Genomic DNA, 19,317 nt, shown 5'->3' with positions numbered 1-19,317 from the left:
ATCTGAATATTCGAAATTGTTTGAGTGCCTGACACCTTGAGAGTGCCTAGTTTATTAAATAAACTGGGCACTTTTTATATAAAAAACTCTATTAATTTGGTAGAAACACTATAAAAACATACATTGTATGAAGTAGTGCTGGAAAATAAAATAACGTTAATAAGCAGAAAAAATCTTAATTAAGCAGAATAAATATGATTTTTTCGAAAGGGAGGGAGACGTGAACCTGCACATTTGGAAATAATAGCATTTTCGAAAAAGGTTTGAACTGTTGAATTAGTCAAAGAGTAATTTCCACTGAAAAACAAAAGGGGGTATTATTTTGAATTTAACATATACGCAGGAAGATGAGCACTTTCGTTTAGAAATACGGAGTTGGTTAGAAGCGAATTTACCTGAAGGATGGCTAGCAGGTAGTCGTACATTGCCTGAAAATGACCGTGAACGAAAAGAATTTTTAAAAGCATGGCAACGCAAGCTGATGGAAGGTGGCTGGGCTGGCATTCACTGGCCGAAGGAATATGGTGGGCGAGGAGCAACATTAATTCAAGAGGTCATTTATCAGGAAGAACTTGCTCGTGTAAAAGCGCCACCTGTACTAAATTTTATGGGCATTAATATGGTAGGCCCAACGCTAATCCAGATGGGGACAGCTGAACAAAAAGAAAACTACATCGATAAAATTTTAAGTGGTGAAGAAATATGGTGTCAGGGCTTCTCTGAACCGAATGCTGGATCGGATTTAGCAGGGTTACAAACGAAAGCAGTAGAGCGGGATGGGAAATGGTACATTACAGGACAAAAAGTGTGGACGACCTATGCACACATGGCAGATAAATGTTTTATTTTAGCTAGAACAGACAATACAGGAAAACGCCATCATGGAATTACGGCATTTTTAATTGATATGCATCAGCCAGGTGTTGAAGTACTTCCGATTTATCAAATGAATGATGATCACGATTTTAATGAAATTTTTCTTCAGGATGCTGTAGCCGAAGCAGGTGACATAGTAGGTGGTGTAGGAATGGGCTGGCAAGTTTCAATGGCATTACTTAGTCATGAACGTGTGGGCGTAGCTGGTACTATTTTTCATTTGGAAAATATATTTAATAATTTAGTACAAGATATGCAAATTGAGGCTCCTAATCGCACTTCGGCTATCCACAACCAACAACATGCTACGAAGCTTGCCAAATTGTATACGCGATTACGTGCAGCGTCACTGAACTATTATCGTAATTTAACAAAAACAATTGAGCAAGGCTATCCTGGTCCAGAAGGATCTATTGATAAATTAGTGAGTAGTGAGTTATCGAAAGTACTTACCGATTTTGCCGTTTCTATGCAAGGTTTAAAAGGTGCGCTTTGGAAAGGTGATGAAGATACATCTATTGATTGGCAACATCAGTATTTACAATCATTTGGTTCAACGATTGCTGGTGGTACGACTGAAATTTTGAAAAATGTCATCGGTGAACGAATTTTAGGTTTACCAAAGGATTTAAAATAATTTAGTTGTAAAGGAGGGCTAATGATGTATTTTGCATTAACGAAAGAGCAAAAATTATTTCAAACATCGGTTAGAAAATACTTAGCGGCGCAGGAAAAAACAAGAGCTGCTAGGTTGTTTATAACAGGTGACCTTACACACTACGAAAAAATTTGGACAGGCCTAGCAGAATTAGGGGCTATGGCCATCAATATACCAGAGGAATATGGTGGCGCGGGATTGACACAAATAGACCTTATCCCTGTGCTAGAAGAAGTTGGACGCATTTTACTACCAGGTGTGTATGCAGAAACGGTGGCATTTGCTGCACCACTTATTACAAAGTACGGTACAGAGCAACAACAGGAACGCTACTTACCGAAAATTGCAGCTGGAGAAGCAAAGATGTCTTTAGCAATAGTGGAACCTGACACATTAAGTTTTGCGCAACAAGCTATTCAATTAAAAGCTAAGTCAATAGGGGATTATTTTATTATCAATGGGACGAAAACGTTTGTAATAGATGGCGATTATGCAGATGCTTTAATTGTTGCTGCTAAAACTTCTGAAGAAGGTATAACACTATTTATTGTTGATAAAGAGGATGTCCAATGGATGACAAAACGATTGCAAGTTGTGGATGAAACAAAGAGTGTAACAGAAGTACACTTCGATCATCTACGCTTACCAAAAACGGCGGTTCTTGGAGAAGTACATGGGGGATGGGCCATTTATCAAGAAGGTGAGCAATCATTAAAGGCTGCCCTCGCGATGATTAGTATAGGCAGTATGGAGGAAGTTGTGGAGATGTGTACTGAATATGCCAAGACTCGCGAGCAATTTGGTCATGCAATCGGTCGTTTCCAAGCGGTCAAACATCGAATTGTAGAGATGAAAGTAGAATTAGATTTAGCCAAGTCAATTGCTTATTATGCCAATTGGGCAGTAGCAGAGCAAGCCGCAGATGTTGTCACAGCGGTAGCGAGTGCAGATGCTTTTGTCAAAAATGCCTTTATGGAAGTAGCCGCGCATAATATCCAAATGCATGGTGGGATAGGATTTACTACAGAAATTGATTGTCATTTATTTTTGAAAAGAGCTCGTTTGTTGGAAAGCTATTTAGGTCAATTGCAAGATTCATATGATGTCATCATAAAAGCGCAGGGGTGGATGCTAAATGATCAAACAGTTCAACAATCCGAAGTTTTACAATCAAACAATACCTAATGAAATTGATATTCCTCATGTACCAGTCGGTGCCATTATAAAAGGTGCTGCAAAGTACTTTGGCAATCGTGTTGCCTTTCTTTATCGTAAAAAAGAGCTAACCTACAAAGAGCTATATAATCAAGCATTGCGTGTAGCTAATGGACTAAAAGAGATAGGCATTGGTAAAGGTGATGTTGTAGCGATTCAAATGTTAAATTGTACACAATACGCCATTTCCTATTATGGTATCGTGCTATCGGGTGCTACGTATACACCGATTAACCCATTATTACCGAAGGATGAATTTTTATTTCAATTGCAGGATAGTGGAGCTAAAGTGTTAATCACATATGAACAACTCGTAAATGTATGGGAAGGTGTGATGGAACATTCTAAAATTGAAAAAATTATTGTAACGGGCGATGTTGAGATTAGCTCCTTAGAGCAATGTGTGGACACAACATCGTATGGGGATGGTGTCGTAAGTTTCAATCAGTTTATTAATAATAATGAAGCAAGGGAATTTACTATAGATGTTGATGTTGTAGAGGACGTTGTGCATATTGCCTATACGGGTGGTACAACAGGGAAACCAAAAGGCGTTATGATTACTCATAAAAATTTAGTAAGTAATGTTTTGCAGTCGGGCGCATGGTCTTCTGCTGCTTTACCACAACTCGATGATGATGGTGCCTTAACAGTAAAGGTTGTGGAGAAAGAAGTGGATAAATATTTGCAGCATTATCCAACTTTGCCAGGTACGAATATCCGCCTAAGCCCAGCACCGATGTATCATGGCGCTGGAACAATGGGTGGTTTGGCTTATGGTGTACTTTTTGGAGCGACTTCTATTATATTTGACCGTTTTATCCCAGAAGAATTTTTAGCAGATTTAGAACGTTATAAAGTAACAGAGTTATCTGGTGCTCCAGCTATGTTTAACTTTTTATTGATGCACCCTAACATTGCAAAGCACGATTTCTCCAGTGTGCGGACGATTAATTCGGGTGCTGCACCAATTGCTATGGAAACAATGAAGCTGCTCATAAAGTACTTCCCGAATGCGGTAGTGACAGAGGGCTATGGTTTAACTGAGTCGACAGCAAGTGCTGTGCAAAGTGTTGGTTTTTATGATGGTTTACGTACATTAGGTACGGTAGGGTTACCTATTTATAATACAGAGGTAAAACTAATGTCTGTAGATGAAGCAGGTAAAGAAGTAACGGAAGTCGGTCAACGTGGGGAAGTATGTATTAAAGGCCCACAGGTCATGAAAGGATATCTCAATAATCCTGAAGTGACAGCAGAAACGTTGATTAATGGCTGGTTGCATACGGGGGATATTGGCATTTTTGATGAAAATGGTTTTTTATCTATCGTAGATCGTAAAAAAGATATGTTGATATATAACGGCTATAACGTATATCCTCGCCAAATAGAAGAGCATCTGTATGAGCATCCAGCTGTTGCAGCAGCCATTGTCGTCGGTATTCAAGATGTGAATGTAGGAGAGAAGCCGAAAGCATTTGTCGTATTAAGGCAAGGTGTCTCCGCAACGGAAGAAGAAATTATGAGTTTTGTAAATGATAAGGTTGTCCATTATTCACGTATACGGGAGCTGGAATTTATCGATCAGTTACCAATGACGGCTGCTGGTAAAATTTCGAAAATTCAGTTAGTAGAAAGAGAGAAAACACGTCTAAATCAAGTGTAGGGAGGAAGATGATGTTTGAAGCAGTAATAGTAGATGCTATTCGTACGCCAATGGGCAGACGCAATGGGAGCTTAGCAAATGAGCATCCTGTAGATTTATTAGGATTTGTCTTAAAGACAATTATTGAACGCAATCATTTAGACCCTACTGTCGTAGATGATGTTATTGTCGGCTGTGTAGATCAAGTTGATGAACAGTCATCGAATATTGCGCGGAATGCATGGCTTGCCGCAGGACTGCCTATTACAGTTCCTGGTACAACGATAGATCGACAGTGTGGTTCTAGTTTACAAGCTGTTCATTTTGCTGCACAAGGCATTATGGCTGGTAGCTATGATGTAGTAATCGCAGCGGGTATCGAGTCGATGTCGCGTGTGCCAATTGGTACCTCCGCACGTGATGGGAAAACACCAATGACCAAAAGTTTATTTGAAAAATTTGATTTACAAGGTTACGGGTTTAACCAATTTGCTGGAGCTGAAATAATTGCCCAAGAAATCGGTTTAACAAGAGAGCAAATTGATGAATATAGTGCCCGCTCACATCAACGGGCAGCAACAGCGCAACGTAACGGCTATTTTGATAATGAGATTATAGCAGTACCAATTCAGAATGCTGAAGGGAATACTTCTATTTTTGAAAAGGATGAAACAATAAGACCAGATACTTCAGTAGAACAATTAGCAAATCTTAATCCTGTATATGCAGGGCTAAAAACTGTGACACCAGGTACATCGAGTCAGATTTCTGATGGTGCTAGTGCAGTGTTAATTGTTAGTAAAGAAGCGGCTGAAAAATATAGTTTACGACCACGAGCGCGATTTGTGGGTTTCTCGGTTGTAGGTACTGATCCAGTTGCGATGCTAAAGGGTCCTGCTGTTGCAACGAAAAAAGTGCTTGAAAAGGCAGGGTTAACGAAAGACGACATACATTTAGTAGAAATTAATGAAGCATTTTCGTCTGTAGTACTTCGATGGCAGCATGAAACGGATATTCCGCTAGAGAAGGTTAATGTTAACGGCGGTGCTATCGCATTAGGACATGCACTTGGTTCAACAGGTACACGGCTTGTAGCCACATTATTAAATGAATTAGAAAGACGGAAAGAGCGATATGGACTCGTGACAATTTGTGAGGGCCCAGGCATGGCGAATGCTTTAATTATAGAACGGTGTGAATAGGGAGATGACAAGATGGAATTTAACAATAAAGCGATCGTGATAACAGGTGGGGGATCTGGTTTAGGTGAAGCAACAGCTAGAGTAATAGCGGAGCAAGAGGGATTCCCGATAATTTTGGACTTAAATGAAGAAAAAGGCCATGCAATCGCAACAGAGTTAAACGGTTTGTATGTACAAACAAATGTGACAAAAGAGGAAGATGTACAACTTGCCATAAATACGGCTCTTGAAAAATATGGCTCCATTCATGGTGTTGTAAATTGCGCAGGTTTAGGTACATCTACGCGTGTAGTAGGGAAAAAAGGGATTTTCCCATTAGATGAATTTAACTTTGTTGTCCAAGTGAATTTAGTGGGGACGTTTAACGTTATTCGCTTGGTTGCAGCGGCTATGGTAAATAACGAGCCAAATGACTATGGGGAAAAGGGAGTAATCGTTAACACTGCATCCGTAGCGGCATTTGAAGGTCAAATTGGGCAAGCAGCCTATGCGGCTTCTAAGGCAGGTGTTGTAGGTATGACATTGCCAATCGCCCGTGACCTTGCAAGTCATGGTATTCGTGTTATGACCATTGCGCCAGGTATTTTTGATACACCGTTAATGGCGATGGCTCCTCAAGAGGTGAAGGATGCTTTAGGTAAGCAAATTCCATTCCCACCACGTTTAGGTGATGTGAAAGAATTTGCCCATTTAGTAAAGGCAATTTTTGAAAATCCAATGTTGAATGGTGAAACAATTCGATTAGATGGCGCAGTGCGTATGGGACCAAGATAAAAGGGGGATGACCAAATGAAATTAGAAACAATGACTATTAAAAAACTTGAAAATGGTGTACATGTTGTCACGATTAATAATCCGCCAGCAAATACATTAAACGTAGGAATTCAAAACGATTTATTAAAAATAATTAACAATGTAAAAAGTGATTCATCTATTCGTGTACTTGTGTTTAAATCTGCTCATCCGAAAATTTTCATTGCGGGGGCTGATTTAGGGCAGATGAGTAACACCGATGGCCCTATTGATTATGCAGAGGGTGCAAAACAACTACAGGATATTTTTAATGCATTAGAGCAATTACCTATTCCAACAATTGCCGCTATTAACGGACATGCATTAGGTGGAGGCTGTGAATTTGCCCTTGCTTGCGATTTCCGTATTATGGGTAGTGGTACGATTGGCTTGACTGAGGCATCACTTGGCTTATTACCCGCTGCTGGTGGAACTCAGCGATTACCACGGCTAATAGGTGGGGCAAAGGCTCGTGAATTAATGTTCTTCAGCAAGCGGTTAAATGCGTTGGAGGCAGAGTCACTTGGACTTGTAACAAAAGCTGTTGAACCAGCTACATTCGATGAAGAAGTATACCAATTTGCAAATATTTTAGGGCAAAGTGCAATTGGAGCACTTGGCTTAATTAAAGAAAGCATTTTAGCTGCAGATGGCACATTAGAGGCAGGGTTAAAGGTAGAGCGAGAAGCATTTGCTAAAACTTTTGGAACTGGAGAGCCTGAAGAGGGCATGAAAGCCTTTTTTGAAAAGAGAGCACCAAATTTTATGCAACAATTAACAACATAGAAATGTATAGGGCGTGACATAATGTCATCGCCCTTTTAGTAAATAAAGGGGGCAGATAGCATGTTACTCAATGGATTAAAAATATTAGATTTTTCAGCGCTTTTACCAGGACCATTTGCGACAATGATGCTTGCGGATTTAGGTGCTGAGGTAGTGCATATTACAAAACCAACTGCAGGGGAAGGGCGTTGGATTGTCGATGATTATTTGCAACGTTCAAAAAAATCGATAGCTGTTGATTTGAAGGATGCAACGGTTATTAGTCAATTAAAAGAGTTAGTGGCGGAATATGATATTGTAGTTGAACAATTTCGACCTGGAGTAATGGAGCGACTTGGCTTAGGGTATGAAACGTTAAAAGAGATGAACCCAAGCCTTATATATTGTTCTATTACTGGCTATGGGCAAACAGGTCCTTATAAGGATAAGGGCGGCCATGATATAAATTATGTCTCTTTAGCAGGCATCCATGGCTATTCTGGAAGTCAACAAGGAGGCCCTCCAAACATCGGCATCCAAATTGCAGATTTGGCGGGTGGTTCCTTACATGCGGTAGCTTCTATTTTAGCAGCGGTAATTTATCGCACAAGAACAGGGGAGGGGCAACATTTAGATATAAGCATGACAGACTGTGCGTTAGCGTTAAATGCATTAGCTGCACCTGAATATTTAGTCCAAGGGAAGCCACTAGAACGGGAACAAATGATGCTGAACGGTGGTAGCTTTTACGGTCATTTTGAAACACGAGACGGACGTTATATGTCGGTTGGCAGCATAGAGCCTAAATTTCGCCAAGCGTTATGTAATGCAATAGGTAGACAGGATTTGCTACCGCTTGTGCTCAGCTATAAACCGACAGATGAAGCTCTATTTAAGCGGCATTTAACGGAGATATTTAAAGAAAAAACATATGCACAGTGGGTAAATATTTTCGCTAAAACAGATGCGTGTGTAGAACCAGTATTAGCCTTTGAAGAAACGGTTACACACCCACTATTTCTTGCACGTAACATGTTCGTTGATATTACAATGGAAAATGGAACAACGCACAAGCAGCTAGCCTGCCCTATTAAGTCAAATATTTTTCAGCCTGTATACACAGCAGCTAGTGAAGCTTTAGGGGAGCATAACGAGGACATTCTCGGATTACCTATTAAATAAGGGAATACTCATTTATTAATCATAGTAGCTCATAAAGATAACTTCAAAATGAATTGAAGTTATTTTTATGAGCTTTTTATGTCTATATGTTAATTTGTGTAGAAAATAAGCTATACTTGTAATTACAATGAAAGAAAAGGAGCATATACATGCTAACATTTGAACAAAAACAAGCGATAATTGAATCGTTTTCAGAATTAACAAGAAAAGAAATTTCAATGAAACGAGTAAATTATCATTTTATGGACAGTTTGTTTGAAAAAACGATTGTCGTTGAAAAATTACATCCAAACGGAAATGGTTTTGTCTTCGTAGGTGATTTATTGCGCTATGAAAATGAGGCAAATGATAAAGGATTAGTAAATATTCGTGATTATGATGAGCAACAGCTACGTGCCATTATTGAAGATGCGATTACGTACTTAGGCGAAGAACAAGAAGAGGAACAACCAATTATTGAGACTTGGCGTAACCGTGAAGGAGATCAATTAGAGCTTGCCTTTGAACAACGTTCATGGAATGTCTACCATCGAGATAATTTAGAAGAAGCGTTTGGTACTTATGAAGCGGCAAAAGAATACTTATTGGAAGAAGGCTTTCGTAAAAAGAACTAAGTAATATGGGGGAAATGAAATGAGCGGTAAAAAATTGGTGGGGATCGTAATTATTGTTTTAATTATTGCATGCTTATTTTCAGTTTTTACGATTCAAAATTTCTATAAAAACAATGAAGAACAACCAAATAGCGAAAATCGTGAATTTAATAAGTCAAAAAGTTTGAATTTAATTTTACCACAAGCTACAATTATCTCGAATTCAAGATAATTGAAAGGTGATGTGTTCATGCAACATATATTTCATAAAGGAACAGATGAAACAAAGCAAACCTTATTGTTATTACACGGTACAGGTGGAGACGAGCATTCTTTAATTAGCCTTGCGAAGGAAATAGATGCAACGGCCAATGTTTTAAGTGTGCGTGGTAATGTATTAGAAAATGGCATGCCTCGTTTTTTCCGCCGTTTAGCTGAAGGTGTCTTTGATATAGAAGATTTAATTTTCCGTACGCAAGAACTACAAAGCTTTTTGGCAACAGCAGCAGAGCAATACGGATTTGATCGTACGCGCATTGTAGCGATTGGTTACTCAAATGGTGCAAACATTGCAGCAAGCTTATTATTCCATTTCGAAGATGCATTGGCTGGTGCAATTCTACATCATCCGATGGTGCCAAGACGTGGAATTCAACTACCAGTGTTACCTAATACGCCTGTATTTATTGCGGCTGGAACGAATGATCCATTATGTTCGGCACAGGAATCAGAGGATTTAGAATCACTCTTATCTGATGCAGGCGCTAATGTAACGACAGCATGGTTTAACTACGGTCATCAGCTTACAATGCCTGAAGTAGATTCAGCAAGAGAGTGGTATCATAAAAATTTTTAAACAAAAAACCGAGAACGATGTCCGTGGACGTTCTCGGTTTTTTTATAGATAGTTACTTCTTCTTAGCAAATGGTAGCCACCAATTCCAATCGCCAAATAGCTTCATAAGACTTGGGACGAGCATAAGGCGAATAATGGTAGCGTCAATAGCAATAGCAATGGCAATACCAACACCGATTTGCTTGACAGGCATAACATCAGTAAAAGCAAATGCTCCTGTAATAACAATCATAATAAGCGCAGCAGATGTAATAATACGGCTAGTAGATGTTAGTCCCTCTACTGTTGCACGAGTATTGTCCGCACCTTTTTGGTATTCCTCTTGTATTCTTGAAATTAAAAACACTTCATAGTCCATGCTCAAACCAAATACAAGACAAAATACAATGACTGGAATAATGAGGACAATGGTGCCAGCTTCTATTCCAAAATGTCCATATTGGAATATATATACGAGTATCCCAAACGCTGAGGATAACCCAATAATATTCATTATTATTGCCTTAAGCGGAATTAAAACCGAGCGGAAGGCAAGCATTAAAATAAAGAATGTTGACACGATAATGATTAAGACAGCGAATACAATTTTATTGGCAATTTCATCGAAAATCTCTTGATTGAATTTACCTTGTCCACCTAGTTTAAAGTCAACGTTTAAGTCTTTGTCCATCCATGTTCTTGCGAATTTTTGCGCAGCAGAGGACGAACCAGCTACATTTAATGTAATAGGGATAAACAATTGTGTATCCTTTGAAAACGAATGAATAAGTGGTTTTAATTGTTCTGCAACTTGTGGCATTTCCAAGGATGCTGTTAATTCCTCAGGCGATTTAATATTAGCTTCTGTATAAACAGTTGATACTTGATCAACAAGTGGATCATCAAGTAGCTTTTCTTGTATATCAAACAGTAGCTCTCTTGCTTGCTCATCTTCCCAGCCTTCTTTGCGTTCTGCGAGTAAATATAAAACGGAAGTATCACCGAGTCCAAATGTCTCATCTAATTTATCGTAGGCAGCACGTGCATCATATTTGGTAGGTAAAGAATCCACTTGTGGAATAGCTAGTTTAATATCCTTTAATGGAATCATACCGATACCCAGCAGCAATAATGCAACGATGACAATCGAGACAGGTCGTTTCATAACAAAGCCAGCAAAGCTGCGCCAACGATTTGTACCGCTTGGCTTTACGCGTAAGATGCGCCATTTATTTAGGCGATCTCCTAACACCATCATTGTAGCAGGTAGTAAAGTGAGACCTGCTAACACCGCGAATAACACGACAATTGTGCCGCCTAGTGCAATATTGCGGAATATTTCCACGTCAATTACGATCATGGCACCTAGACCAATCATGACACAAACAGCAGAGAATATGATTGAACGGCCTGCTGTCTGGATAGCCATTTGTATTGCATCGGCAATGGTTGAATGGCCACGTTCCTCGCGATAGCGATTAATAAATAGTAGGGCGAAATCAATACTGAGGGCAAGTCCTAGCATTGGTACAATGTTTAAGACAAAAATGGATAAGTTTACACTACCGCTAAGCAGTGTCAACAATCCAAATGCTGTGACAACAGTAACGACACCAATTATAATTGGCAAAATGGCAGCGACAACGGTGCCAAAAGCCAGTAATAATACAACAATCGCGATTGGTAAGCCAATTGCTTCAGCAGAAGCCAAGTCTTTCTGGCTAGCTTCATTGATATCCTCTGATATCACAGGGCCACCTGTAATACTAATGCCATCCTCTTCAACTAAAGTACGAACTTCTTTTACTATATCAGGCAAATTTTCAATGTTATTTTTAAAATGTACCATGGCATAGGCGATGCTATCTTTTTGTAACGCAGAATCATCCAGTGGTGACTGGATTGAATGGATTTCTTGAATGTTATCAAGTTTTTTCAAGGTGTCTTCGATTTTTTTATCGTCTGCTTGGTCAAAGACAACCATTATTGTTTCTGCAGGTAAGTCGAATGTTTCTGCTAGTTCATTTGTGACATAGGTATGATCAGCTTCAACAAAAAAGCCATCTCCATGCAGTTTGCTCGGAAGCTGTATAGCAAACACAGCCATTGCGATAAAAAATACAATCCAAATTGCAACGATAGCTTTCGCATGTGCAGTGATAAAAGCTGAAAAAGTTTTCATAATTATAAAGCATCCCCCTTTTAAACTAGTGTAAAGGATGTGTCGCTTTTTGTCGTGTGACAAAGTAAAAACTCCTGCTAACAGTAACATGTGTGGGAATTGTGTGAGAATTGTGTGCGTGCCTGTCACTCCTAAATTGGCGCTTTCCGCGGGCACGACGTAAGGCGCAACCGTCGCTGAGGCACCGCCTGTTGCGTCTTACGTTGCGTGCGTTCCCGCAGGAGTCTCCGTGGATTGTTACTGGGATATTGAATTGTATGGGAATTGTGTGAGTGCCTGACACCAAAACTAAAAAAGCACTTTCTGTGAGCAGAAAGTGCCGTAAAATCTAGAAGAATAAAGATAATATAAAGTAAATAACGGATGCCATAACAGCTGATATTGGCATTGTAATAATCCACGTTGTCACGATTTTACGTGCCATTCCCCAGTTTACACCACGAACACGTTGTGCTGAACCAACGCCCATGATTGATGAAGAAATCACGTGTGTTGTCGATACTGGTAAGTGAATTAAAGTTGCACCGAAAATAACAGTAGCAGAAGCTAAATCTGCGGCAACGCCATTTACAGGGCGGATTTTCATAATTTTACCGCCGACCGTTTTGATAATTTTATAACCACCAATAGAGGTACCAAGCCCCATAGCAATTGCTGCCGCTGCTCGAACCCAGAAAGGAATATCATCCCCAGTGTGTAAGCCTGCAGCGATTAGCGCCATTGTCATAATACCCATTGCCTTTTGCGCATCATTTGTACCGTGTGTAAACGATTGTATAGCCGCTGTGAAAATTTGCATTGTACGGAAGCCTTTGTTCGTACGATATAGATTTAAGTTTTTAAACCATAATTTAAACAGAGACATCATTAGAAAGCCGGCACAAATTGCAAGAATTGGTGAAAATACTAAAGCCATAATAATCTTTGTAAAACCACCGTAGTTAAGTACGCCAAAGCCTGCAGAAGCAACTGCAGCGCCAGCAATTGAACCGATTAACGTATGTGAAGAACTTGATGGGATACCAAAGTACCAAGTAAGCAGGTTCCAAATAATAGCTGAAATCAATGCGGCTAAAATTACGACAGAACCTGTAGTATCTCCTTGAAAGGCATTTAAAGAAAATGGATCTACAATATCTTTTGTTAGAGCCTTTGCTACACCGACGAATGTAATAGCACCGATGAAGTTCATCGTCGCCGCCATAATAATGGCAACACGTGGAGGCAATGCTCTAGTTGAAACCGACGTTGCGATAGCATTTGCTGTATCGTGGAAACCGTTGATAAAGTCAAATGTTAGGGCAAAGATGACGACCAATACGGTTAGTATAATTATTGTATTCATAGTAAGTGACCCACTCCTAATTACGCGTTTCGCATGATAATTGTTTCCATTGTGTTTGCAACGTTTTGACAATAATCAGCGATATCCTCTAGTTGTTCATAAATATCTTTAAATTTAATGATGCGGATTGGATCTTTTTCATTTAAAAACAATTGCTTAATAGAAGTTCTTTGTACTTCATCACATTCACGCTCATAGTCTTTTATTAAAATTGCATGTGGGCGCATGCCAATAAGATTTTTTTTCTTTAACTCTTCTGTAGCTTTAACAATTTCATCGGCACTTTTAGAAATGTAGCCTAAGAAAATACGCATCGCTTCGTCAACCTCTGTTAAAGAGAACATTTCAAAGTGAGCGATACAATGCTCCGTACCATCTAACACGTCGTCCATACGGATTGCGAATTCTAAAATATCTTCGCGTTCAATCGGTGTCATAAATGATTTGTTTAGCATCACGATTAATTCATGAATAAGTTTATCGCCAGCTGTTTCGTAATTCTTCATTGTAATGCTAATCTCTTTTAAGTCAGCTACACTTGTAATACGAAAATCATTTGCGTAATGTACGGCCTCTCTCATGTTTTCTGCAATTTTATGCAATGCTATAAAGAAAGGGTCTTGTTTTTTTGAGTTAAGCATGTAAATGAAATCCTCCTGGATGTATATAAAATAATCAACCTTTAAACTTTACTATCATAACAAAATCTTTCGTTTATCTACATAAAATTTATCTTCTCTACATAAAACTTTACAATCCTGTAATATACAATTTGTTCACAAATAAGCTGTATCGCATGTGTATTTATTCCTATTAGTACAGGGAAATGCCTATAAAATAAGAGTTTTTGTGAAAAATATAGGTTGTTTAGTACAGAATATAGCAATCACAATTACGCGATTATACTTGATGGCTAAATTGAATTGTAAACGCATTGTAAAGAAATGCCCTTTAACATAGTGTTCCCTATTTTCTTAAGAATATCTTCATTTTTATCCTTCAATATTTTTAAGAATTGTTTTCTATACTTAAGAAAGTACGAGAAAGGGGCATTACAACAAAAATGATTCAAGTCGAGAACTTACAACATACATTTTTAATTGGGAAAAAAGGCAAGGAAAAGCATGTACCTGTATTAAAGGACGTCAATTTCGAGGTAAAGAAGGGCGAGATTGTCGCGATTGTCGGCAAAAGTGGCTCAGGCAAATCTACATTGCTTCAAACATTAGCAGGGTTTATGAAGGCTGAACAAGGCTCGATAAAGGTTAATGGACAAGAAACAGCAAAACTTAATGAAACAGAGAGTGCTGCTTTTCGATTGCGACAATTCGGATTTATTTTTCAAAACTTTCAACTCATGCCAGGTTTAACTGCATTTGAAAATATCGAATTGCCATTGAAATTGCAAGGTGCTAGCAAAGCTATACGTAAAGAAAAGGTAAAGAAGTTAATGGAGAAGGTTGGTTTAACAGCTGTAGCTGACCATTATCCAAATGAATTATCAGGCGGTCAGCAACAGCGTGTAAGTATTGCAAGAGCATTGATTACCAATCCTCCGATATTGCTTGCGGATGAGCCGACGGGTAGCTTAGATTCTGAAACAGAACAAGATATATTACTCCTTATTCAAAGCTTAAATCGTGAGCTTGGCTTAACCTTTGTCATTATTACGCACGATGAAGAAGTGGCAACGATTGCTCATCAACGTTTCAGAATGTCTGATGGCGAGCTTGTGAAGGAGGAAAAATAACATGGTATGGAAAGATCAACTAGATTTTGTTTTACAACATATAAAGAAAAATAAACTACGCGTATTTATGACAGTGCTAGCTGCAACAATGGGTTGTGCATTTTTAATTGTCCTTGCATCTGTAGGGTTTGGACTACAAGATTCAATTCGTAACGAAATTCTTTCAGATGAAAATGTAACAAAAATACAAGTATATGATGGTTCACAATTTACAGAGCAACAAAAAGATGAAATAAAATCGATAGAAAATGTTAAGACAGTACTTGAAACGATTACAGTTAATGCAAGTGCGCACTCATATTTTGAAGACCGTGATACAAACTCAAACTTAATTTTAACGAATATGAAAGATTTTAAAGATGTAACGGGAAAACTTGCGCAAGGACAGTATCCAACAAAGCCGAATGAGATTATTGTTGGGTATCATTTCGCTCAAACATTATTAAATGACGCCGATCGCAAAGTTATTAACGAAAAAAGTAAAAAGGCTGAGGCTGAGGGAACGTACTATGATGGAAATGAGGAAGGATATAAACAGTCTGTCATAGGTAAAGAGATTGAGTTATCGTTAATTTCTAATTCAAATGGAGCGACTGAAACTGAAAAGGTAAAATATACGATTGTCGGTGTGACGAAGAAGCCTTCTTATGATTGGATGATCGACAATACAGTGCATATGGATTCAAAGCAGAAAGAGGCAATAGGTAGCAGTTTAGCGGCATTGGATGATGTATCAGAAGATGAAGTGTTTAATTCGGAATTTAATATATATGCAGACAGTTTAGAGCACGTAAAGCCTATTTTGGAAAAACTTAAAGACAAAGGCTATAGTGTGTATTCAGTGACTGAGCAATTAGATCAAATGGATGTATTTTTCCTTGTATTGAAGATTGGTTTAATTTTTGTTGGCACAATTGCCGTATTGATCGCTTCTATTGGGATTTTTAATACGATGACAATGGCAGTTACAGAGCGTACACGCGAAATTGGAGTCTTAAAGGCGATTGGCGCTAGTCCAAAGCTGATTCAACGTCTATTTTTAATGGAAAGTACATTTATCGGTATTTTTGGAACAATCATTGCGGTAATGATTTCGTATGCGATTAGCTTTACAGCAAATGCGATTTTACCGTTAATATTAAAAGCGGCAACAGGTGAAGATGCGTTTAGTTCGTCTGATATTACATTTTCACTTATTCCATGGCAGCTCGTTCTTATTGCGTCAGCTATCAGCATTGGTGTTGCGATGATTTCAGGCTACCGACCAGCTCGTAAAGCAACAAAGATCGATGTTATCCAAGCGTTACGACAAGAGCTATAAAAAGAACCCGAGGCACATAATGCGCCTCGGGTTTTCATAGTTTATAAATAAGATGTTAATTCATTTGCCAAAAACGGCTTCGCATTCAACAGTGTTACAAAAGCATCGTACTTAGCACGTTGCTGTGTACTTGGCTTTTTACCAGTATAATATGCTCGAATTAGTATGTTTTTTGGTGTGTTTTCCATGTCGATAAATTCTAGTAATTGCGCTTCATAGCCAACAAGCGATAAAATCTCTGCGCGAATTGAATCAGTAGCCAGTGCCGCAAAGCGTTCGCGGACAAGACCGTGCTGAAGCATGATGTCGAGTGCAGGTGTATCAAGTTGACGATTTAGCTCATGCTGGCAACATGGGACGCTTAAAATAACACTTGCTCCCCATTTCACTGCGCGTGATAATGCCATATCTGTTGCAACATCACAGGCATGGAGAGTCACTACCATGTCTACACTGGACTCGTCATTATAATCATTAATATCCCCAACTAAAAATTCAAGTTGCTCATAGCCTAAATCCTGTGCAATTCGTGAGCATTCCTCAATAACCTCTTTTTTCAAATCTAAGCCAGTAACACGAATATCCAAACCTTTTTCAATTTTTAAGTAATGATATAAGGCAAACGTTAAATAGGATTTTCCTGAACCGAAATCTAAAATGCGGACTTGGCGATCTTTTGGCAAATAAGCTAAGGCATCGTCGATAAATTCAATGAAGCGGTTAATTTGCTTGAATTTATCGTATTTTTGTTTTTTCACTTTTCCTTCTTCACTTTGTACACCTAAGCGAATTAAAAAAGGATAGGGGGTGGACTCATCCAATAAATAGTTTTTCTTACGGTTATGTGCTAAGTTGACTTCCTTTGGAGTAGCTGTTTTATCAGACTTCCATAATACTTTGTTCTTTTTCGATAGCTGTACCTGTACTTTTTCGTCAATAAAATCGATATGTGCTTGACGGAAATCAGCAAAAAACAGCTCGAGCTTAGGAGAGAAATCTGCCAGTAGGACGTTCTCATGTTTTAAAATGCGCTCATATTGGTATTCAATTTGTATATGATAAGCCTCTTTCAGCATGATGGGTTTGAGCTTAATACGTTTTACTTCATTAGACTTCATTCGAGGTTGACTGATTGTAGCTGCAACGAGTTGTTGTTGTGCAAATTGCTCTTGTAGCTTTTCTTTCATTTCTTCAAATGTCATTTATTTCGCCTTCTTCGTTGTGTAATAGATGGCAATAGTGTAACACAATTTTATGAACGCATTGTTGTTTTCAATTTTAAATAATCAGTATATCGAATATTCAGATAAACGATTTTGTTTTTAATAATTTTACGGTATATTTATAGTGAAACGTTTTGAAGGTAAAGAATAATTGTGGATAGGAGGAAGACTTATGTCGGACAACACTTATCAGCTAATCGCTATTATTATTTATATGATTACAATGCTAGGAATCGGTTGGTATGCATTTGTAAAAACTTCAAATTTAACGGATTACATGCTAGGGGGACGCTCGCTAGGACCAGCTGTAACAGCCCTTAGCGCTGGTGCTGCGGATATGTCTGGTTGGCTATTAATGGGGTTGCCAGGTGCAATTTATCTATCGGGACTTGTGGAAGCATGGATTGCAATCGGCTTAACAATCGGTGCCTATTTAAACTGGATGTTTGTCGCACCAAGATTACGAGTTTATACGCAAGTTTCCAATGATTCTATTACGATTCCAAGTTATTTGGATAATCGATTACGGGATAATACGAAATTAATACGCATTGCTTCTGGGCTCATTATTCTTATATTTTTTACATTCTATGTATCTTCAGGAATGGTAGCTGGAGGCAAGTTTTTTGATAGTTCTTTTGGCTATGAATACCATACAGGTTTATTAATAGTATCAGGTGTCGTTGTTGCCTATACATTGTTTGGTGGTTTTTTAGCGGTAAGTTATACAGACTTTTTGCAAGGCCTAATTATGTTTTTAGCACTTATAACAGTACCGTTATTCGGATTGTTTTTAACGGGTGGACTTAGTGAAACAGTCGAATCCATTAAGGCGGTTAACCCAGAGCATTTAAGTTTATTGCCAGCAACAGCGACTGCAGCCGCGATTATTTCTTCCCTTGCATGGGGACTAGGATACTTTGGGCAACCGCACATTATCGTGCGTTTTATGGCGATTAGTTCAGTAAAAGAAACAAAACAGGCACGTCGTATTGGTATTGGATGGATGATATTAAGTCTTGCGGGTGCTCTTGCAACGGCATTAGTAGGTGTAGCATACTATCAACAAAATGCTGGCGAATTAAAGGATGCTGAAACGGTGTTTATTGTACTTGGTCAACTATTGTTCCATCCATTTATTGCGGGTATAATGCTGGCGGCCATTTTAGCAGCAATTATGAGTACAATCTCATCACAATTAATTGTTACCTCTTCCGCACTTGTTGAGGATATATACAAGGCTTTGTTTAATAAAACAGCTACTGATAAGCATTATGTTTTTATTGGCCGAATGGCAGTATTAGTAGTAGCGATAATTGCGGCCATTTTAGCTTGGAATCCTGAAAATTCTATTTTAGATTTAGTAGGTTTTGCCTGGGCTGGGTTTGGAGCGGCATTTGGACCAATTATTTTATTATCATTATATTGGAAGAAACTGACGAATTACGGAGCGCTCAGTGGGATGGTATTAGGGGCGGTAACAGCCTTTGTTTGGGGGAAAATTAATTCACTGTCAACAGCTCTTTACGAAATCGTACCAGGTTTCCTCGTTTGTTTAGTAATAGCCATAATCGTTAGTATGATGACATACAAAAGAAACGATGAGATTGAAGATGAATTCAATCGTAGCCTATCGCTGTTAAAAGAAGAACAAGGAAAATGATGAACAAAACTTAAAAAAAGGAATACTGTTCGTTTCTTATAGAATGTAGGCTCAGCCCATTGGGAAAAGT

17 protein-coding genes are annotated in these 19,317 nt (G+C 38.6%); 13 read left to right on the top strand and 4 right to left on the bottom strand.

Going from position 1 to position 19,317, the window contains the following annotated elements:
• The first annotated feature begins 322 nt into the window (after positions 1 to 322).
• The 10 genes from FH508_RS22050 (at position 323) to FH508_RS22005 (ending at position 9,784) form a co-directional block, all read left to right on the top strand.
• A complete protein-coding gene (locus FH508_RS22050; RefSeq protein ID WP_139860412.1) occupies positions 323 to 1,513 on the top strand; it encodes an acyl-CoA dehydrogenase family protein in 1,191 nt (396 codons plus the stop codon).
• 21 nt (positions 1,514 to 1,534) lie between these two features.
• Positions 1,535 to 2,719 carry an acyl-CoA dehydrogenase family protein gene (locus tag FH508_RS22045; protein ID WP_139860410.1) on the top strand — a complete coding sequence of 395 codons (1,185 nt, stop codon included), beginning with the start codon at positions 1,535 to 1,537 and terminating at the stop codon, positions 2,717 to 2,719.
• Positions 2,670 to 4,415, top strand: a complete 1,746-nt coding sequence (locus FH508_RS22040) for a class I adenylate-forming enzyme family protein (protein ID WP_173479357.1) — start codon at positions 2,670 to 2,672, stop codon at positions 4,413 to 4,415. Before FH508_RS22045 ends, FH508_RS22040 begins: the two co-directional genes overlap by 50 nt.
• 11 nt (positions 4,416 to 4,426) lie before the next feature.
• The gene (locus FH508_RS22035) at positions 4,427 to 5,596 is read left to right on the top strand and encodes a thiolase family protein (protein ID WP_173479358.1); all 1,170 of its coding nucleotides are present in this window, start codon (positions 4,427 to 4,429) and stop codon (positions 5,594 to 5,596) included.
• A gap of 12 nt (positions 5,597 to 5,608) precedes the next feature.
• The gene (locus FH508_RS22030) at positions 5,609 to 6,370 is read left to right on the top strand and encodes a 3-hydroxyacyl-CoA dehydrogenase (RefSeq protein ID WP_173479359.1); all 762 of its coding nucleotides are present in this window, start codon (positions 5,609 to 5,611) and stop codon (positions 6,368 to 6,370) included.
• Between the two features lie 15 nt (positions 6,371 to 6,385).
• Complete coding sequence (locus tag FH508_RS22025; protein ID WP_173479360.1) at positions 6,386 to 7,174, top strand: enoyl-CoA hydratase/isomerase family protein; 789 nt, start codon at positions 6,386 to 6,388, stop codon at positions 7,172 to 7,174.
• Positions 7,175 to 7,234: 60 nt separating this feature from the next.
• Entirely contained in the window at positions 7,235 to 8,335 is a 1,101-nt protein-coding gene (locus FH508_RS22020; RefSeq protein WP_173479361.1) for a CaiB/BaiF CoA transferase family protein, read from the top strand.
• Between the two features lie 149 nt (positions 8,336 to 8,484).
• Entirely contained in the window at positions 8,485 to 8,949 is a 465-nt protein-coding gene (locus FH508_RS22015; protein WP_173479362.1) for a hypothetical protein, read from the top strand.
• Positions 8,950 to 8,968: 19 nt separating this feature from the next.
• Complete coding sequence (locus FH508_RS22010; RefSeq protein WP_173479363.1) at positions 8,969 to 9,160, top strand: hypothetical protein; 192 nt, start codon at positions 8,969 to 8,971, stop codon at positions 9,158 to 9,160.
• 18 nt (positions 9,161 to 9,178) lie between these two features.
• A complete protein-coding gene (locus FH508_RS22005) occupies positions 9,179 to 9,784 on the top strand; it encodes an alpha/beta hydrolase (protein WP_173479364.1) in 606 nt (201 codons plus the stop codon).
• A gap of 52 nt (positions 9,785 to 9,836) precedes the next feature.
• On the opposite strand, the gene FH508_RS22000 is transcribed toward FH508_RS22005, so the two are convergent.
• The 3 genes from FH508_RS22000 to FH508_RS21990 all read right to left on the bottom strand — a co-directional run bounded on the left by FH508_RS22000 (position 9,837) and on the right by FH508_RS21990 (position 13,931).
• Positions 9,837 to 11,945, bottom strand: a complete 2,109-nt coding sequence (locus tag FH508_RS22000; RefSeq protein WP_173479365.1) for an MMPL family transporter — start codon at positions 11,943 to 11,945, stop codon at positions 9,837 to 9,839.
• Positions 11,946 to 12,273: 328 nt separating this feature from the next.
• Positions 12,274 to 13,290: an inorganic phosphate transporter gene (locus FH508_RS21995; RefSeq protein WP_173479366.1), complete on the bottom strand. Its 1,017-nt coding sequence runs from the start codon at positions 13,288 to 13,290 to the stop codon at positions 12,274 to 12,276.
• Positions 13,291 to 13,310: 20 nt separating this feature from the next.
• Positions 13,311 to 13,931 carry a DUF47 domain-containing protein gene (locus FH508_RS21990; RefSeq protein WP_173479367.1) on the bottom strand — a complete coding sequence of 207 codons (621 nt, stop codon included), beginning with the start codon at positions 13,929 to 13,931 and terminating at the stop codon, positions 13,311 to 13,313.
• Positions 13,932 to 14,353: 422 nt separating this feature from the next.
• On the opposite strand from FH508_RS21990, the gene FH508_RS21985 reads away from it, so the two are divergent.
• Both FH508_RS21985 and FH508_RS21980 read left to right on the top strand, forming a co-directional pair.
• Complete coding sequence (locus tag FH508_RS21985; protein ID WP_173479368.1) at positions 14,354 to 15,040, top strand: ABC transporter ATP-binding protein; 687 nt, start codon at positions 14,354 to 14,356, stop codon at positions 15,038 to 15,040.
• A 1-nt stretch (position 15,041) separates the two neighbouring features.
• Positions 15,042 to 16,361: an ABC transporter permease gene (locus FH508_RS21980; protein WP_173479369.1), complete on the top strand. Its 1,320-nt coding sequence runs from the start codon at positions 15,042 to 15,044 to the stop codon at positions 16,359 to 16,361.
• 41 nt (positions 16,362 to 16,402) lie between these two features.
• On the opposite strand, the gene FH508_RS21975 is transcribed toward FH508_RS21980, so the two are convergent.
• Positions 16,403 to 17,563, bottom strand: a complete 1,161-nt coding sequence (locus tag FH508_RS21975) for a class I SAM-dependent methyltransferase (RefSeq protein WP_173479370.1) — start codon at positions 17,561 to 17,563, stop codon at positions 16,403 to 16,405.
• Positions 17,564 to 17,756: 193 nt separating this feature from the next.
• Between FH508_RS21975 and putP the strand changes: the two genes are divergently transcribed.
• Positions 17,757 to 19,247 carry a sodium/proline symporter PutP gene (putP, locus tag FH508_RS21970; RefSeq protein WP_173479371.1) on the top strand — a complete coding sequence of 497 codons (1,491 nt, stop codon included), beginning with the start codon at positions 17,757 to 17,759 and terminating at the stop codon, positions 19,245 to 19,247.
• The last annotated feature ends 70 nt before the right edge of the window (positions 19,248 to 19,317 follow it).

Source organism: Lysinibacillus sp. CD3-6, from assembly GCF_006351725.2.
In the GTDB taxonomy this organism is placed as follows: domain Bacteria; phylum Bacillota; class Bacilli; order Bacillales_A; family Planococcaceae; genus Lysinibacillus.
This window is presented reverse-complemented; position numbering and strand designations above follow the sequence as displayed.

Excerpts from the sequence above, each read along its gene's own strand:
- FH508_RS22005 (WP_173479364.1), top strand. The coding sequence starts at position 9,179 with ATGCAACATATATTTCATAAAGGAACAGATGAAACAAAGCAAACCTTA.
- FH508_RS21990 (WP_173479367.1), bottom strand. The coding sequence starts at position 13,931 with ATGCTTAACTCAAAAAAACAAGACCCTTTCTTTATAGCATTGCATAAA.
- putP (WP_173479371.1), top strand. The coding sequence starts at position 17,757 with ATGTCGGACAACACTTATCAGCTAATCGCTATTATTATTTATATGATT.
- FH508_RS22010 (WP_173479363.1), top strand. The coding sequence starts at position 8,969 with ATGAGCGGTAAAAAATTGGTGGGGATCGTAATTATTGTTTTAATTATT.
- FH508_RS22040 (WP_173479357.1), top strand. The coding sequence starts at position 2,670 with ATGATCAAACAGTTCAACAATCCGAAGTTTTACAATCAAACAATACCT.
- FH508_RS22015 (WP_173479362.1), top strand. The coding sequence starts at position 8,485 with ATGCTAACATTTGAACAAAAACAAGCGATAATTGAATCGTTTTCAGAA.
- FH508_RS21985 (WP_173479368.1), top strand. The coding sequence starts at position 14,354 with ATGATTCAAGTCGAGAACTTACAACATACATTTTTAATTGGGAAAAAA.
- FH508_RS21995 (WP_173479366.1), bottom strand. The coding sequence starts at position 13,290 with ATGAATACAATAATTATACTAACCGTATTGGTCGTCATCTTTGCCCTA.
- FH508_RS21975 (WP_173479370.1), bottom strand. The coding sequence starts at position 17,563 with ATGACATTTGAAGAAATGAAAGAAAAGCTACAAGAGCAATTTGCACAA.
- FH508_RS21980 (WP_173479369.1), top strand. The coding sequence starts at position 15,042 with ATGGTATGGAAAGATCAACTAGATTTTGTTTTACAACATATAAAGAAA.
- FH508_RS22020 (WP_173479361.1), top strand. The coding sequence starts at position 7,235 with ATGTTACTCAATGGATTAAAAATATTAGATTTTTCAGCGCTTTTACCA.
- FH508_RS22035 (WP_173479358.1), top strand. The coding sequence starts at position 4,427 with ATGTTTGAAGCAGTAATAGTAGATGCTATTCGTACGCCAATGGGCAGA.
- FH508_RS22025 (WP_173479360.1), top strand. The coding sequence starts at position 6,386 with ATGAAATTAGAAACAATGACTATTAAAAAACTTGAAAATGGTGTACAT.
- FH508_RS22000 (WP_173479365.1), bottom strand. The coding sequence starts at position 11,945 with ATGAAAACTTTTTCAGCTTTTATCACTGCACATGCGAAAGCTATCGTT.
- FH508_RS22045 (WP_139860410.1), top strand. The coding sequence starts at position 1,535 with ATGATGTATTTTGCATTAACGAAAGAGCAAAAATTATTTCAAACATCG.
- FH508_RS22030 (WP_173479359.1), top strand. The coding sequence starts at position 5,609 with ATGGAATTTAACAATAAAGCGATCGTGATAACAGGTGGGGGATCTGGT.